This is a genomic window from Lentzea sp. NBRC 102530 (genome assembly GCF_030269365.1).
In the GTDB taxonomy this organism is placed as follows: domain Bacteria; phylum Actinomycetota; class Actinomycetes; order Mycobacteriales; family Pseudonocardiaceae; genus Lentzea.
The window spans coordinates 188,331-203,759 of record NZ_BSTF01000011.1; the positions used below are offsets into that span (position 1 = coordinate 188,331).

The window sequence follows — 15,429 nt, forward strand, 5'->3', positions numbered from 1 at the left end:
CCGCCGATCCTCCGCTCACCGCACCCGTTCGACCAGGGTCTTTACGCCTCATCGCGCCGTAGTGCGGCGACCACGCTCAGGCGTGTCGCGCGCTGTCGTCGAGGCCGAGCAGCTCCACCGACCTCGCCCGCATCTCCACCTTGCGGATCTTGCCGGTGACCGTCATCGGGAACTCCTCCACGACGTGGACGTACCGCGGGATCTTGTAGTGGGCGAGCTTGCCCGCGCAGAACTCGCGCACGGCCTCGGTGGTCAGCTCGGACGCGCCCTCGCGCAGCCGCACCCACGCCATCAGCTCCTCGCCGTACCGCGCGTCCGGCACGCCGATCACCTGGGCGTCGAGCACGTCCGGGTGCGTGTAGAGGAACTCCTCGATCTCGCGCGGGTAGATGTTCTCGCCGCCGCGGATGACCATGTCCTTGATGCGGCCGGTGATGTTGACGTAGTCGTCGTCATCCATCACCGCGAGGTCGCCGGTGTGCATCCAGCCCGCCCGGTCGACGGCCTCTGCGGTCTTCTCCGGTTCGTTCCAGTAGCCGAGCATCACCGAGTAGCCGCGCGTGCACAGCTCCCCCGGCACGCCGCGCGGCACGGTGAGGCCGGTCTCCGGGTCGACGATCTTCACCTCGAGGTGCGGGCCGACCCTGCCGACCGTCCCGACACGACGGTCGAGGGAGTCGTCGACGCGCGTTTGCGTGGACACCGGCGAGGTTTCGGTCATGCCGTAGCAGATCGACACCTCGCGCATGCCCATCCGGTCGACGACCTGCTTCATCACCTCGACCGGGCACGGCGAGCCCGCCATGATGCCGGTGCGCAGGCTGCTCAGGTCGTAGCCGTCGACCAGGTCGAGCATCGCGATGAACATCGTCGGCACGCCGTACAAGCTGGTGCAGCGCTCTTCCTGAACGGCCGCAAGGGTTTTCGCCGGGTCGAACGCGGGCGCCGGGATCACCACGCACGCGCCGTGGCTGGTCGCCGCGAGGTTGCCCATCACCATGCCGAAGCAGTGGTAGAACGGCGGCACCACGCAGATGCGGTCGTGCTCGGTGTAGTTGATCAGCTCGCCGACGAAGTACCCGTTGTTGAGGATGTTGTGGTGCGAGAGCGTCGCGCCCTTGGGGAAGCCCGTGGTGCCGGACGTGTACTGGATGTTGATCGGGTCGTCCCGGTCCAGCTCGACGTCCGGCAGCTCGTCGCCGGTCCACCGGGGGTCGTCGGTGAAGACGACGTGCTCCAGCTGGGGACAGCGTGGCCGGACCTCGTCGATCATGCCCGCGTAGTCCGACGTCTTGAACGACCGCGCGGACACCAGCGTGTGGATGCCCGCCTGGTTCAGCACGTACTCCAGCTCGTGCACGCGGTACGCCGGGTTGACGTTGACGAGGATCGCGCCGATCCGGGCCGTCGCGTACTGCACGAAGACCCACTCGGCGCAGTTGGGCGCCCAGATCCCGACCCGGTCGCCCTTGCGCACCCCGAGCGCGTGCAGCCCGGCCGCGGCCTTGTCGACCTCGGCCGAGAGCTCCGCGTACGTCCACCGTCGATCAGTGGCTTTGTCGACAAGTGCCTCGCGATCACCGAAGCGCGCGACCGTGGCCGCGAGGTTCGCGTGGATCGTGTCGCCCAGCAGCGGGGCGGCGGACGTGCCCGAGGAATAGCTGGAGGTCATCCCCCAGACGGTAGTCAGGCTCCGGCGTATGGCAAGGGCACTACCAGGCACGGACCACCGCTGTAGAGGCCCGCGTCGATCGCCAGCACCTTGTCGTCGGCGTACACCAGAGGCCCGTCGATCTGGTCCGGCGTCACCCCGAGCTGGTCCGCGATGACGCTGTGCCCGTGCACGATCCGGCTGCCGCCGAGCGTCGCGAGCAGCTCGTCCGCGATTTCGGGCCCCTGCGGCCCCCGGAACGCGTACCGGGTCGTCATCTTGCGCCAGCACTCCCACCAGTCGACTAGGTCGTCGCCCTTGAGCACCTGCCGGACCGACTCGTTGACCTCTTCGATCGAGGCCCCCCATTCGAGGTAGGCCACGGTGTCGGAGTGCATCAGCAGGTGGTCGTCGCGCAACTTCAGCACGGGCCTGCTGGTGAGCCACTCGACGTGCGCCTCGGTGAGCCGGTCCTGGTCGCTGCGCAGGCCGCCGTTGAGCAGCCAGCTGCGCGCGAACGACCGCGGCCCGAGGCTGTCCGGCACCTGCTCGTCCCCGAACCGGTACATGCCGAGCAGCAGCACCTCGTGGTTGCCGATCAACGAGCTGACCGTGCCACCGGCCTCGGCCGCCTCGTCGCCGAGCCGCATGACCAGGTCGATCACGCCGACGCCGTCGGGCCCGCGGTCCACGAAGTCGCCGAGGAACCACAGCTCGCTCTCGCCACCGATCCAGTGCCCTTCCTCGTCGCACAGCTCGGCGACGTGCAGGGCTCTGATCAGTTCCGAGAGGTGCCCGTGCACGTCACCCACGACGTACATCGGGCGTCGATCCGTGTCCACCTCCGCGACGATAGGTGATGAACCCCCGCGCGTCAGTGGGCCGCCCGAATCAGCGGTCGCGCCAGGCGAGCGGGGACACTGTGAGTGCTGCTTCGGCGACCTTGCGTGCGGTTTCGGTCTTGACGCCCTCGAGGGCCGAATCGATCCACCCGTCGACCCGGTTGATGCCCGAGTTGCCCAACCCGCGTGGTGTGCTCGGCGACGGACTCCGGGTCACGCACGCCCACGTGCCACCAGCCGGCGCGGCGGATGCGCTTGGGGATGCCCAGCTCGTAGCCGAAGGTGGCGAGTGCGACCGCTGCCTCGTCTGTCCCTCTCGGTGGCCGGCGATGCGCAACGCGTACCGCGGTCCGGCGGCCTGGTCACGTCCCGTGCCGGTGAGGTTGCCGCTCGGCGCAAGCCGGTCCAGCACCTCGCCGAGCGGTTCGCGGGCATCCGGCCGCCCCGCGGGCAGCGTCGGCACGGCCGTCCGGAGTTCGTCTACCGCCTGAACCCGGACGCCGGGGACCACGCGGACGCGCTGCTCTGCGCGCCCACGTCGTCGCCTCGCCGGACGCGCTAGGCGGTCCAGTCGCCGAACGGGTCCGCCGCGTGACCGACCAGCTCCGCGATCGACTTCAGCACGCGCGTCGGCCGGTACGGGTACATCTCGGCGGTCTCGGCGCTGAAGACGCCGGACAGCACGAGGATGGTCGACAGGCCCGCCTCGAGGCCGGAGCGCACGTCGGTGTCCATCCGGTCGCCGATCATCAGCGCCTGCTCGGAGTGCGAGCCCAGGGTGCGCAGGGCCGAGCGCATCATCAACGGGTTGGGCTTGCCGACGTAGTACGGCTCGCGGCCGGTGGCCCGTTCGATCAGGGCGGCCACGGCGCCGGTCGCGGGCAGCGAGCCCTCGCGGGACGGGCCGGTGGCGTCCGGGTTGGTCGCGATGAACTTCGCACCCTCCTCGACCAGGCGGATGGCCTTGGTGATGGCGGTGAAGCTGTAGGTGCGGGTCTCGCCGAGCACGACGTAGTCCGGGTCGCGGTCCGTCAGCACGTACCCGATCTCGTGCAGCGCGGTGGTGAGGCCCGCCTCGCCGATGACGAACGCGCTGCCGTTGGGGCGTTGCGAGTCGAGGAACTTGGCGGTGGCGAGGGCGGAGGTCCAGATGGACTGCTCCGGGATGTCGAGGCCGGTGCGCTGCAGGCGGGCGCGCAGGTCCCGTGGCGTGTAGATGGAGTTGTTGGTGAGCACGAGGAACGGGGTCTCCGACGCCCGCAGCTCGGCCACGAACTCGTCCGCTCCGGGGATCAGGTGCTCCTCGTGCACGAGGACGCCGTCCATGTCCATCAAGTAGTGCCACATGGGCCTAAGTATCGATGACGCGCTTGCGAAACGTCTCGATCTGGAGCTTGAGATAACGATCGATCACGTCGAGCTCGGTCTCGGAGAACTGGTCCAGGACCTCGATCATGCTCTGCCGCGCGACCTCGAAGATCGCGCCGAACTTCTCCAGGTCACCCGGCGTGACCTCGACGAGGACCTTGCGGCGGTCGTGCGGGTCTCGGACACGGCGGACATATCCGGCGCGCTCGAGGCGATCGATGACGCCCGTGACGGCTCCGGTGGAGAGGCCGGACAGCTCGGCGATCCGGCCCGCCGTGACGGGGCCCTCCGCCCGCATGGCGAGATCGAGGCACTTCTCGTCGGTCGCGGACAGGCCCATCTTCTCGGCCACCCGCGCGTGGAACATGACGGTGAGCGCGCTCTGCTCCCTCATGTACAGGGTGAACCTCTCCAGGACCTCAGGTTCCATGTCGAACATCTTAGCGACTAAGACAATTCCTCGTCAGAGTGCTCCAAACGGGCGGAACGTGAGAAACCTCTTTTGTGGAGTCACCTACAACGGGTTGTTCATTAAGCTAAATAAGGTGACAGCAGTGGAGTTGGGACTACCGGTCGTGCGCGGCACGCCTGACGCGTCCGCACGTCCGGACACGCCGCTGCTCCTCGACAGGTTCGGGCGGGTGGCGAAGGACCTCCGGGTCTCGCTCACGGACCGGTGCAACCTGCGGTGCACCTACTGCATGCCGGCCGAGGGCCTCGACTGGCTCAAGAAGGACGAACTCCTCACCGACGCCGAGCTGATCAGGCTCATGCGCATCGCCGTGGTCGACCTGGGCGTCACGGACATCAGGTTCACCGGCGGCGAGCCGTTGCTGCGGCGCGGGCTGGAGCAGGTCATCGCCGCGACGGCCGAGCTGGAGCCCCGGCCGCGCATGTCGATGACGTCGAACGGCATCGGGCTCGCCCGCCGCGCGCAGTCGTTGAAGGACGCCGGGCTGAACCGCATCAACGTCTCGCTCGACACGCTCGACCCGGCCAGGTTCGCCACGCTGACCAGGCGCGATCGCATCACGGACGTGCTGGACGGCCTCGACGCCGCCCGCGCGGCCGGGCTGGAGCCGGTGAAGGTCAACTCCGTGCTGATGCGCGGCATGAACGACGACGAGGCCGTCCCGCTGCTGCGGTTCTGCGTCGAGAACGGCTACCAGCTGCGGTTCATCGAGCAGATGCCGCTGGACGCGCAGCACGGCTGGACGCGCACCAACATGGTCACGGCCGACGACATCCTCACGATGCTCGCGTCCGCGTTCACGCTCACGCCGTCGGAGACCCCGCGCGGCGGCGCGCCCGCCGAGAAGTGGCTGGTCGACGGCGGCCCCGCGGTCGTCGGCGTGATCGCGTCGGTGACCAGGCCGTTCTGCGCCGCCTGCGACCGCACCAGGCTCACCTCGGACGGCCAGATCCGCAACTGCCTGTTCAGCCAGGGTGAGACCGACCTGCGCGCGCTGCTGCGCGACGGCTCCCCCGACGCCGCGATCGCCGACGCCTGGCGCGCGAACATGTGGGCCAAGAAGGCAGGGCACGGCATCAACGAGGCGGGCTTCGAACAGCCCGACCGTCCCATGAGCGCCATCGGAGGATGACAGTGAGCACCGCCGTGAACATCCGCTACTTCGCGGGTGCGCGGGCCGCGGCCGGGGTGGCCGACGAGGACCTGCTGCTCGACGCCTCCGAGCCCACGGTGGCGCTCGTCGTGAGCACCATCGGGGCGAAGCACGGCGACAAGCTGGGCAAGGTGCTCGCCGCGTCCAGCTTCCTGCTGGACGGCGTCGCGGTGCGCGACACGTCCGTGCGCGTGCCCGCCGGGTCTCAGCTGGACGTGCTGCCTCCGTTCGCGGGCGGCTGAGCGAGCCTCGCCTCCCACGCCACGCGTCCGGTCTCGCGCGCCAGTTCCAGTGCCAGCAGCCGGTGCCGTTCCGCCTCCGCGGTCGCGCCCGCCGCCCGGTGGACCTCCGCGAGTTCGGCCTCGACCTGCACCTGGCGGACCCGCAGCTGGCCGCGTTCCGCGATCTTGTTCGCCTCGTCGGCGCACAGCAGCGCCTCCGCGAGGTTCCCGCGCACCCGGTGGTCGGCCGCGAGCCCGGTGAGCGCCTGGACCTCGCCGCGCGCGAACGCCGCCGTCCGGCACCCGGCCAGCGCCTGCTCGTGTTGAGCCGCGGCCTCGTCCGGCCGTCCGAGTCGCCGCAGCGCCACGCCGAGCGTGCAGCGGGCGTCCCACTCGGCCATGTCCTTCGCGTTGCCGGAGGCGACCTCGACCGCTTGCCGCGCAACGACTTCGGCCTCGTCGAGCCGGTCCTGTTCGAGCAGCAGGAACGCGCGGGCGTCCAGCACGCGCGACTGGAACGTCGGGCCGAGCTCGGGTGTCGTGAGCGGCTCCACCTCGTCCAGGTACCGCTCGACCCGGTCGAGGTCGCCGCCGAAGAGGTGGGTGATCACGAGGCCGTGCAGGCAGAAGGCGATGCCCGCGGTCAGGTTCCGCTCGACCGAACTGCGCAGCGCCTCCTCGCAGTAGGACACCGCGAGCCCCACCGGGCCGAGGTCCTGCAGCACGCAGCTCAGGTTGAACAACGTGTTCGGCGTGCGGGTGATGGCGAGCGACTGGTGCATGGCGTCCGCCGCCTCGGCGAGGTTGCCCAGCTCCCAGTGGATGATGCCCAGGTTGCCGACGTACGACGTCAACGAGGTCAGGTCGTCCGCCTGGCGGGCCAGTGCGACGGCGCGCTCGTACTCGGGCAGCGCGTCGGCGAACCTGCCCGCCCGCCAGTGCGCGAGCCCGATCGTGCCGCGCATGCTCGCCTCGGCGGCGACGTCGCCGAGGTGCCGCGCGGCCTTCAACCCCGCGCGGGCGGCGACGTACCAGTCGACGACGTTCGCCGCGTGGTGCAGGAAGTACGCGCGCATCGCGTCGGCCAGCTGCCAGGCGATCGGCTGGTCCCCCGCCGCGACCGCCGCGGCGACGACGTTCGCGTGTTCGGCGTTCAGCCAGGCGAGCGCGCGCGGCATGTCGCTCACGTCGTGCACGGGCAGGTCCTCCGGCAGCCGCGGCAACGCCAGCCGGTGCAGCTCCGGGTTCATCATGCGGCCTGCGGCGTGCGCGTTGACCAGGTAGTACTCGTACAGGCGGACCGGCGGTGGAGCCCCGAAGCGACGCGCGTACACCCCGAGCAGGTCGTGCAGGGCGTACCGGTCCCCGGCGCGCTGGACGAGGTTCGCCGTGACGAGACCGGCGAGCGGGGCCGTCGCGTCCCGGCCGAGCAGCGCGGTGGCGGCCTCGGCCCCGAAGTCGGCTCCCGGCACCTGGCCCAGCAGCCGGAACAGCAGGCGGGAGAGTTCGGGCTGGGCGCGGTAGGACAGTTCGAACGTGGCGTGGACCGCCTGGTCGTCCTCGATCTCCAGCGCGTCCAGCCTGTCCTCGCCGCGCAGGTCGGCGAGGTAGTCGGTGAGGTCGCGGTCCGCCAGGTGCGCGGCGGCGATGCGCAACGCGAGCGGCAGGCCTGCGCACAACCGCACGAGCTCGGCGCGTTCGTCCTCCTCGCCCGCGACGCCCATGCCGCCGAGCAACGCCTGCGCCTCCGCGTCCGCGAGCACGCCGACGCGGATCTGCTCGTGCTCGGGCAGGTCGGTGCGGCTGGTGACGAGCAGCCGGGACCCGCTCCCCTCCGGCAGCAGCGGCGCGATCTGGTCGCGGCCGGCGTTGTCGAGGACCACGAGCACCGCGCGGTCCGCCGTCATCCGCCGGTACAGCGCGGTCTGGGCGTCGAGGTCGGCGGGCACCTGCTCGGCCCCTAGCGCGCGCAGGAACCGCGACAGCGCCTGCGCCACCGTGACCGGGTCGCCCTCGGAGAAGGCGCGCAGGTTCACGTGCAGCTGACCGTCCGGGAACCGCTCGCTCATCCGGTGCGCGAGGTGCACGGCCAGGGAGGTCTTGCCGACGCCGGGCGGGCCGGTGATCGCGAGCACCCGCGCCCCCGATCCGAGCGCGGCGTCGATCTCCTGGCCGCGGCCCACGAAGTCGGGCAGGTCGGCGGGGAGCTGACGGGGCCCGCGCGGACGGGGCACCAGCCGGTAGCCGTACGGCTCGGTGACGACGTGGTCGGTGACCCGCAGGCGCTGGACGAGCTTGCGCAGGGAGGCTCTCGGGTTCGCGGGCGTGTCCGCAGGGCCCCAGACGGCCTCGACCAGCTCGTCGAACGACACGGGCAGACCTGGCCGGGCGGCCAGCGCGGCGCGCAGTGCGTCGATCCTCGTCATCGCGTTCGATCGTATGGGCCCGCGCACGCTCAGGCGCGTTGGTGCCCGCGGTCCTGCTGCTTCCGGCGCCTCCTCGGCGTGCCTCGGGCGGGTCGTGGAACCGAGTCCGAAGTCGTCCCCGGAGGGCCGCTCCCGCTTGCCCGAGCGGACCTCCCACGACCGTGACGGAGGCTCTCAGATGGCGCAACACGCGTGAGCCACGCCTCACTTTCCGTGATAGATCTCGGTCGATCTCAGGATGGAAACGAACCGATAACGACACCACTGAGCTGCGCTTTTGCAGGCTCCCACCAACACCCTGGGTCGTTACTGTGACGCGCGTCACAGCTCGAAACATTTGGTGAGGGCGCCGGCGGTTACGTACGGTCGCTCCTCGGCTGGCCCGAACCAGCCGCAAGCACGATCCGGAGGACCGAGCACCGAACCCAGTCCGAGGGTTCTCCGGCACCTACCCCGAGCGAGAGAAACCGCCGGACTGGGACGCAGGAACGCACCGGGCCCCGAACCCGAGTTCCTGTCCGGAGGCGCGGTGGACCGAGAGGCACATGGCTTTCAACCGTGGCAACGAGGGCAAGCAGGGTTCCGTCGCTCGCACCATCGCCAAGGTCGCGGCAGTCGGCATCATCGCCGGCGCCCCTCTGGGCCTGGCCGTTGGCACCGCCAACGCGGCCCCCGTCAACTGGGACGCCCTCGCGCAGTGCGAGGCAAGTGGTAACTGGGGCGCCAACACGGGCAACGGCTACTACGGCGGCCTCCAGTTCACCCAGCAGACCTGGAACGCCTACGGCGGCCAGGGCAACCCGGCCAACGCCTCCCGCGAACAGCAGATCGCGGTAGCGGAGCGCGTCGCCGCCGGCCAGGGCGTCGCGAACGCCTGGCCCTCCTGCAGCAAGCGGATCGGCAACTACACGGGCGCGGCGCCCAAGACCGCCCCGGCCCCGCAGCAGCGCAAGGCGCAGCCGCAGCAGCAGCGCCAGGCCGCCCCGGTCCAGCAGGCACCGGTCGTGCAGCTCGCGGGTTCGAAGTCGAACCCGAACGGCAACTACGAGATCAAGGCGGGCGACACCCTGTCGAAGATCGCGGACGCCAACAAGGTCGCCGGCGGCTACCAGGCCATCGTGGAGAAGAACAAGGACTTCCTCACGAACCCGGACCTGATCTTCCCGGGCGACAAGATCCTGATCTGAGCCCCTGAGCTGAGCCTTCGACTCAGTCAGCGCACCTCGATCGGTCGCATGATGGCCAGTCCGCTTCGTGCGGGCTGACGCAGAACCAGGGACCTCACCGTTATCCCCCCGACGGTGAGGTCCCTGCCTGCGTGTGTGGGGTGCGGCGAGTGGCAGCGGGATACGGAACTGCTGGACGAGGCTGCTGGATGAGGCGAGCTGCGGGACTGCCGCAGGGTTGGTCGCGGTGCCAACCGCAGTCGTCAACGCAGGCCGACCACGCACGCAGGCCCGGCGCGCGGTGCCAACCGGACCGCCGAATGCGTAAGCCAGCCACCTACGGGTCCTGGCGTGGCGAAGCGCAGCGAGCCCGAACGGGCTGCTTCACACCAGGCCAGCCGGTTCCCCTGCCTTGGCGATTGGGGCTTTACCTTGAGGGGGCGGGATGCCAACCTGTCCGGTCCGGCCGGGGCGCTCTTATCCCCGGCTTGTGAGGCCGCGAACGCATCCCGCCAGAGGCTCAAGGTCAAGCCCCAATCGCACCCCACATCATTCGAACCGACCCGCGCGAGCACCCTCGCGACCGCAGCCCGACCAACCCCGCTGGAACCGCAACCAGCCAACGCAACCGGCTCAGGGGCAGTTGACCCACTCGTCGGACCCGTCCGAGAACACCTGCCGCTTCCACACCGGCAACCGAGCCTTGACCTCGTCAACCAGGTCGGCGCACAACGAGAACGCCTCCCCCCGGTGCTCGGCAGCCACCGCACAGGCAAGCGCGACGTCCCCGATCTTCAACGGCCCGACCCGGTGCGACACGGCGATCCCGTGCACCCCGGAGTACTTCTCCGCCAAAGAGGCAACGACCTCCGCCACCACATCGGAAGCGGACGGGTGCGAGTGGTACTCCAACTCCAGCACCGACCGCCCACCGTCGTGGTCCCGGACCACGCCGGAGAAGGTGACCACCGCACCGGCCCGGTCGGACTCGACCAGCGAGGCGTGCTCCGAAACCGACAGCAGCGATTCGGTGACGACGGCCCGCAGCACCACGCTCACTTGTGATCCCCTCCACGCAACTGGTCGAGCGCATGCTCCAGCACCGACTCCAGAACGGACAACCCGTCCCGAACCCCACCGGTGGACCCGGGCAGGTTCACGATCAACGTCCGCCCGGCGACCCCGGCGACCCCGCGCGACAACACGGACCCGGGCACACGAGGCCACCCGGACATCCGGATGACGTCGGCGAGCCCGGGCACCTCGAAGTCGAGCACGGCACGGGTCGCCTCGGGAGTCCGGTCGGTGGGATTGATCCCGGTACCGCCGGTGGTCAACACCAGATCGGCGCCGGAAGCCACCGCATCCGTCAGGGCCGACTGAACTGGATCTCCGTCCGGCACCACCAAGGGCGAGGACACCGAGAACCCGCGGTCGGTCAGCCAGGACACGATGACCGGCCCGCTGCGGTCCTCGTACACGCCGGCGGAAGCCCGGTTCGAGGCCACGACGACGACAGCCTTCACGGGCGCTCCCACAGACCGGACTTGCCGCCCTCCTTGCGCTCCACCCGGACCGCGTCCAGCGAAGCAGCGGGGTCGACCGACTTCACCATGTCGTGCAGCGTGAGCCCGGCCACCGACACGGCGGTCAGGGCTTCCATCTCCACGCCGGTGCGGTCGGTGGTGCGGACGGTGGCGGTGATCAGCACGGCCGAGTCGGCCAGTGCCAGGTCCACCACCACCGACGACAACGCGATCGGGTGGCACAGCGGGACGAGTTCCCACGTGCGCTTCGCCGCCATGATGCCCGCGATGCGGGCGGTGGCGAGGGCATCGCCCTTGGGCAGGCCGTCGGCGCCCAGCAACTCCACCACTTCTGCGGTCGTGTGCAGGACTCCGGTGGCGACGGCGGTCCGGGTGGTCTGCTCCTTGCCGGAGACGTCGACCATCCGGGCCGCGCCGGCGGAGTCCAGGTGGGTGAACTGCTTGGTCATACCGCGATCGTATGCCTGCGCACGCGAACCGACCGGTGCGCAAAGCCCCTAAGAGGTCGCAGCCTTGCGCACTGCCTCGGCCACGGCCGGGGCGACGGTGTTGTCGAAGACCGACGGCACGATGAACGACGCGTTCAGGCGGTCACCGTCCACCACGTCGGCGATGGCAGCGGCGGCGGCCAGGAGCATCGCGTCGGTGATGGTGCGGGCGTGCGCGTCCAGCAGGCCGCGGAACACGCCGGGGAACGCCAGCACGTTGTTGATCTGGTTCGGGAAGTCCGAACGGCCCGTCGCGACGACGGCGGCGTGCTGCTGGGCCTCCATCGGGTCGATCTCCGGGTCCGGGTTGGCCAGCGCGAAGACGATGGCGTCCTTGGCCATCGTGGCGACCTGCTCGGCGCCGAACAGGTTGGGCGCGGACACGCCGATGAACACGTCCGAGCCGACCAGCGCGTCATGCAGGCGGCCCGCCTGGTTGTCCTTGTTGGTGGACGACGCGATCGACTTCAGGTTCGCGTCGAGGCCGGGGCGGTCGCGGTGCACGATGCCGTCGACGTCCACGGCGATGATGTCGCCGGGCGTCTGCGCCTGCAGCAGGCGGATGATCGCGGAACCGGCGGCACCGACACCGCACACGGTGATGCGGCAGTCCTTGATGTCCTTGCCGACGACCCGCAGCGCGTTGCGCAGGGCCGCCACGACCACGATCGCCGTGCCGTGCTGGTCGTCGTGGAACACCGGGATGTCGAGCTTCTCGCGCAGGCGGGCCTCGATCTCGAAGCAGCGCGGCGCGGAGATGTCCTCGAGGTTGATGCCGCCGTACACGGGAGCGATGAGCTCGACCGCGCGGATGATCTCCTCGGTGTCCTGGGTGTCCAGGCAGACCGGCCAGGCGTCGACACCGGCGAACTTCTTGAACAGCGCGGCCTTGCCCTCCATCACGGGGAGAGCGGCGGCGGGGCCGAGGTTGCCGAGGCCCAGCACGGCGGAGCCGTCGGTCACCACGGCGACGGTGTTGCGCTTGATGGTCAGGCGGCGCGCGTCGTCCGGGTTCTTGGCGATGGCCTCACACACACGGGCCACACCGGGCGTGTACGCGCGGGAGAGGTCGTCACGGTTGCGCAGCGGCACCTTCGACGCGATCTCGATCTTGCCGCCGAGGTGCACGAGGAACGTGCGGTCCGACACCTTGCGGACGACGATGCCGGGCAACGTCTCCAGCGTGTCGGTGATGTCCTTGGCGTGGTTCGCGGAGAGCGCGTTGCACGTGAGGTCGATGACGACGCGGTCGTTGTGCGACTCCACGACGTCGAACGCCGTGATCACACCGCCGGCGCGGCCGACGGCCGAGGTGAGGTCACCCGCGGCGCTCGCTGACGGCGGCGCCTCCAGACGAACGGTGATCGAGTAACCAGGGCCGGGGACCGGCATCGTCGTCCTCCCACGAAGTACAAGCGGGAAACGAGCCTATCCCCGGGCCCTTTGCGGTACGCACGCGACTCGGCCAGTTTTAAGACCGGCCTGACAATCCACTCAGGACTTGTTGATCTCGGTCACCGGGTGCCGGTACGGGAGGTCCTCCGACGGCAGCGGGAACGTCACCGTGCCGAACGGGGAGAGCGCACCCTGCAGGTCACTGGTCAGTTCGGTGACGGGGTGACCGCCTTCCGGACCTTCCGGCCAGTGCGGGTCGACCCGTCCAGGGCGTCCTTTCGCCACGTTCTCCTCCTCGGTGGTGTCAGATGACGCGACAAGTGTGACAGAGCACGTCGGGATCCGAAGCGGCCCATATACCGTGGTGAGAATGTCCGGCATCACACTCGCCGACTGGCTGCGTGCCCAGGACGACGCTGCTCTCGTCGCGCTGCTGCGTGCGCGTCCTGACCTGGCAACGCCCCCACCTGCCGATATGTCCGTCCTCGCGACGCGGATCGGCACCAGGGCGTCGATCGCGCGCGCCTGCGAGGACCTCGACACGTTCACGCTGGCCGTCCTCGAGGCCCTGGTGGTCGAGGGTGCGGACGCCGCTCCCGTGGCGTTGCCCACACAGCTGCTCGGGCCGGACGTGAAGCCCAAGCCGCTGAAGCAGGCGGTCGCACGGCTCAAGTCGCTCGCGCTGGCCTGGGGCGAGGACGACGCGTTGTCGGTTCCGCCCGTCACCAGGGAGGCGTTCGGCGCCTATCCCGGTGGCCTCGGCCGCAGAACCGGGCAGACCTACGACCTCACCGGTATCACCGAGGGTGAGCAGCGGGTCATGCAGAAGCTCGCCGCCGGACCGCCCATCGGCGACACCAAGGACGCCTCCCGCGTCATCCCGCTGGAGAAGGCCGACACCCCGGTGCAACGGCTGCTCGCGCGTGGCCTGCTGCTGCGCCGCGACCCCGGCACCGTCGAACTCCCCCGCGAGATCGGCCTCGCCCTGCGCGGCGAGCGGCCGCTGGGCCCGATCCAGGTCACCGAGCCGAAGCCCAAGACCAGCGCGCTGGCCCAGACGAGCGTCGACGCGACCGGCGGCGGCGAGGCGCTCGAACTCGTCCGGCACGTCGAGAACCTGATCGCGAGCTGGTCCGCCGAGCCCCCGCCGGTGCTGCGCACGGGCGGCCTCGGCGTCCGGGAGCTGCGCAAGGTCGCCAAGGACCTCGACGTCGACGAACGCAGGGCCGCGCTGCTGATCGAGCTCGTCGTCGGCGCCGACCTCGCCGCGAACACCGAGGCCACCGAGCCCGAGTGGGTGCCGACGACCAAGGCCGACGTCTGGCTCGCCGCGACCGCCGAGGTCCGCTGGGCCACGCTCGCGAACGCCTGGCTGGAGCTGCCGCGGCTGCCCGCGTTGATCGGCCGCCGCGACGAGAAGGACAAGCTCTTCAACCCCCTGGCGGACGAGATCCGGCGCGCCCAGGCCCCACGCGACCGGCGCTGGGTCCTCGAGACGCTGGCCGCGTTCCCCAAGGGCACCGCGATCGCGAACCCCGCCGACCTCGCGGCCCTGCTCGGCTGGCGGGCGCCGAGGCGCGGTGGCAGGCAGCGCGACGAGCTCGTGCGCTGGACCGTCGAGGAGGGCACCGCCGTCGGCGTGCTGGCCCTGGGCGCGATCACCGCCGCCGGCCGCGTGCTGCTCGACGAGGGCCCCGGCCACGCCGCCAAGACCCTCGGCGACGCCCTGCCGGAGCCGCTCGACCACGTGCTGGTGCAGGCCGACCTCACCGTCGTCGCGCCCGGCAGGCTCGAACCCGACCTCGCGGACGAGATGGCGCTGGTCGCGAACGTCGAGTCGGCGGGCAGCGCCACGGTCTACCGGATCAGCGAGGCCACCGTCCGCCGTGCCCTCGACGCCGGACGCACCGCCGACGACCTGCGCGAACTCTTCACGCAACGCTCGCGCACCCCGGTCCCGCAGTCGTTGTCGTACCTGATCGACGACGCCGCCCGCCGCCACGGCAGGCTGCGCGGTGGCGCCGCGGGCTCGTTCCTGCGCTGCGACGACCCGGTGCTGATCACCGAGGTCCTCGCCCACCCCGAGGCCGCCCGGCTGGAACTGCGCCGGATCGCGCCGACCGTGATCGTCAGCCCGGTGCCGCTGGCCGACGTCCTGGACGGGCTGCGCGCGGCCGGGTTCGCCCCGGCCGCGGAGGGCCCGGACGGGCAGGTGCTGGACCTGCGGCCCGGTGGCCGCCGGACCACCCCGAGGCAGCGGACGGCCAGAAAACCGGCGTCACCGGCCGTGCCCGCCGACGAGCGGTTGGGTGAACTCGTCCGGCTGGTCCGGGCCGGAGATCGCGCCGCGGCGACACCACGGGGTGAACGCGTGGCTGTCCCGGGTCATCTCGGCGCCGGCCCGTCGGCGACGTTGTCGTTGCTCCAGCAGGCCGCACGCGCCCGGCGGCGGGTGCTCGTGGGGTTCGTCGACTCGCACGGCACGGCGGCACAGCGCGTGATCGAGCCGCACGTCGTCGGGGGTGGCGTGCTCGAGGGCTACGACCACAGCTACGGAGAGGTGCTGAGGTTCCCCCTCCATCGCGTCACGTCCGCCGCATTGGTGGACGAGGACTGACGGTCGGTCATCCCCCGGTCGGTTCTCCCGATCACCCTTGCGTGGCCGAAGCGCGACCTAGCGTCGGTTGACGTGGACGTACC

Annotated in this window: 13 protein-coding genes and 1 pseudogene; 5 read left to right on the plus strand and 9 right to left on the minus strand. The window is 70.6% G+C overall.

All coding sequences use genetic code 11. The features are described from left to right. Positions 1–76 precede the first annotated feature (76 nt). Positions 77–1,672, minus strand: coding sequence for an AMP-binding protein (locus QSK25_RS28320; RefSeq protein ID WP_285642735.1), 1,596 nt, complete (start codon positions 1,670–1,672; stop codon positions 77–79). Positions 1,673–1,686: 14 nt separating this feature from the next. Continuing rightward, positions 1,687–2,472: a metallophosphoesterase gene (locus QSK25_RS28325; RefSeq protein ID WP_285642950.1), complete on the minus strand. Its 786-nt coding sequence runs from the start codon at positions 2,470–2,472 to the stop codon at positions 1,687–1,689. A gap of 310 nt (positions 2,473–2,782) precedes the next feature. On the opposite strand from QSK25_RS28325, the gene QSK25_RS28335 reads away from it, so the two are divergent. Then, complete coding sequence (locus tag QSK25_RS28335; RefSeq protein WP_285642736.1) at positions 2,783–3,055, plus strand: hypothetical protein; 273 nt, start codon at positions 2,783–2,785, stop codon at positions 3,053–3,055. On the opposite strand, the gene QSK25_RS28340 is transcribed toward QSK25_RS28335, so the two are convergent. Next, positions 3,052–3,840, minus strand: a complete 789-nt coding sequence (locus tag QSK25_RS28340; protein ID WP_285642737.1) for an HAD-IIA family hydrolase — start codon at positions 3,838–3,840, stop codon at positions 3,052–3,054. The two genes, QSK25_RS28335 and QSK25_RS28340, sit on opposite strands and share 4 nt — an antisense overlap. 4 nt (positions 3,841–3,844) lie before the next feature. After that, positions 3,845–4,291: a MarR family winged helix-turn-helix transcriptional regulator gene (locus QSK25_RS28345; RefSeq protein WP_285642739.1), complete on the minus strand. Its 447-nt coding sequence runs from the start codon at positions 4,289–4,291 to the stop codon at positions 3,845–3,847. Positions 4,292–4,406: 115 nt separating this feature from the next. Between QSK25_RS28345 and moaA the strand changes: the two genes are divergently transcribed. Both moaA and QSK25_RS28355 read left to right on the plus strand, forming a co-directional pair. Then, complete coding sequence (gene moaA, locus QSK25_RS28350; RefSeq protein WP_285642741.1) at positions 4,407–5,465, plus strand: GTP 3',8-cyclase MoaA; 1,059 nt, start codon at positions 4,407–4,409, stop codon at positions 5,463–5,465. Next, on the plus strand, positions 5,462–5,728 hold the full coding sequence (locus QSK25_RS28355) for a MoaD/ThiS family protein (protein WP_285642742.1): 267 nt from the start codon (positions 5,462–5,464) through the stop codon (positions 5,726–5,728). Before moaA ends, QSK25_RS28355 begins: the two co-directional genes overlap by 4 nt. Here QSK25_RS28355 and QSK25_RS28360 read toward each other — a convergent pair. Continuing rightward, on the minus strand, positions 5,692–8,133 hold the full coding sequence (locus tag QSK25_RS28360; protein ID WP_285642743.1) for an ATP-binding protein: 2,442 nt from the start codon (positions 8,131–8,133) through the stop codon (positions 5,692–5,694). The genes QSK25_RS28355 and QSK25_RS28360 overlap by 37 nt on opposite strands. Positions 8,134–8,678: 545 nt before the next feature. On the opposite strand from QSK25_RS28360, the gene QSK25_RS28365 reads away from it, so the two are divergent. Further along, positions 8,679–9,320 (plus strand): transglycosylase family protein, encoded by a 642-nt coding sequence (locus QSK25_RS28365; RefSeq protein ID WP_285642744.1) that lies wholly within the window; start codon positions 8,679–8,681, stop codon positions 9,318–9,320. A gap of 612 nt (positions 9,321–9,932) precedes the next feature. Here the strand turns inward: QSK25_RS28365 and QSK25_RS45615 are convergent. The 4 genes and pseudogenes from QSK25_RS45615 to QSK25_RS28385 form a co-directional block, all read right to left on the minus strand. Then, positions 9,933–10,825, minus strand: a pseudogene (locus QSK25_RS45615) (molybdenum cofactor biosynthesis protein MoaE). Beyond that, positions 10,822–11,295 (minus strand): cyclic pyranopterin monophosphate synthase MoaC, encoded by a 474-nt coding sequence (moaC, locus tag QSK25_RS28375; protein WP_285642746.1) that lies wholly within the window; start codon positions 11,293–11,295, stop codon positions 10,822–10,824. Before moaC ends, QSK25_RS45615 begins: the two are co-directional and overlap by 4 nt. 48 nt (positions 11,296–11,343) lie before the next feature. Next, a complete protein-coding gene (locus tag QSK25_RS28380; protein WP_285642747.1) occupies positions 11,344–12,726 on the minus strand; it encodes an NAD-dependent malic enzyme in 1,383 nt (460 codons plus the stop codon). 102 nt (positions 12,727–12,828) lie between these two features. Further along, complete coding sequence (locus QSK25_RS28385) at positions 12,829–13,014, minus strand: hypothetical protein (RefSeq protein ID WP_285642749.1); 186 nt, start codon at positions 13,012–13,014, stop codon at positions 12,829–12,831. A gap of 85 nt (positions 13,015–13,099) precedes the next feature. Here QSK25_RS28385 and QSK25_RS28390 point away from each other — a divergent pair, with 85 nt between their 5' ends. Then, entirely contained in the window at positions 13,100–15,346 is a 2,247-nt protein-coding gene (locus QSK25_RS28390; protein WP_285642751.1) for a helicase-associated domain-containing protein, read from the plus strand. The last annotated feature ends 83 nt before the right edge of the window (positions 15,347–15,429 follow it).

Coding starts and splice junctions, on each gene's coding strand:
- QSK25_RS28325 (WP_285642950.1), bottom strand. CDS start 2,472: ATGTACGTCGTGGGTGACGTGCACGGGCACCTCTCGGAACTGATCAGA.
- QSK25_RS28320 (WP_285642735.1), bottom strand. CDS start 1,672: ATGACCTCCAGCTATTCCTCGGGCACGTCCGCCGCCCCGCTGCTGGGC.
- QSK25_RS28340 (WP_285642737.1), bottom strand. CDS start 3,840: ATGTGGCACTACTTGATGGACATGGACGGCGTCCTCGTGCACGAGGAG.
- QSK25_RS28345 (WP_285642739.1), bottom strand. CDS start 4,291: ATGGAACCTGAGGTCCTGGAGAGGTTCACCCTGTACATGAGGGAGCAG.
- QSK25_RS28365 (WP_285642744.1), top strand. CDS start 8,679: ATGGCTTTCAACCGTGGCAACGAGGGCAAGCAGGGTTCCGTCGCTCGC.
- moaC (WP_285642746.1), bottom strand. CDS start 11,295: ATGACCAAGCAGTTCACCCACCTGGACTCCGCCGGCGCGGCCCGGATG.
- QSK25_RS28360 (WP_285642743.1), bottom strand. CDS start 8,133: ATGACGAGGATCGACGCACTGCGCGCCGCGCTGGCCGCCCGGCCAGGT.
- QSK25_RS28355 (WP_285642742.1), top strand. CDS start 5,462: ATGACAGTGAGCACCGCCGTGAACATCCGCTACTTCGCGGGTGCGCGG.
- QSK25_RS28380 (WP_285642747.1), bottom strand. CDS start 12,726: ATGCCGGTCCCCGGCCCTGGTTACTCGATCACCGTTCGTCTGGAGGCG.
- QSK25_RS28390 (WP_285642751.1), top strand. CDS start 13,100: ATGTCCGGCATCACACTCGCCGACTGGCTGCGTGCCCAGGACGACGCT.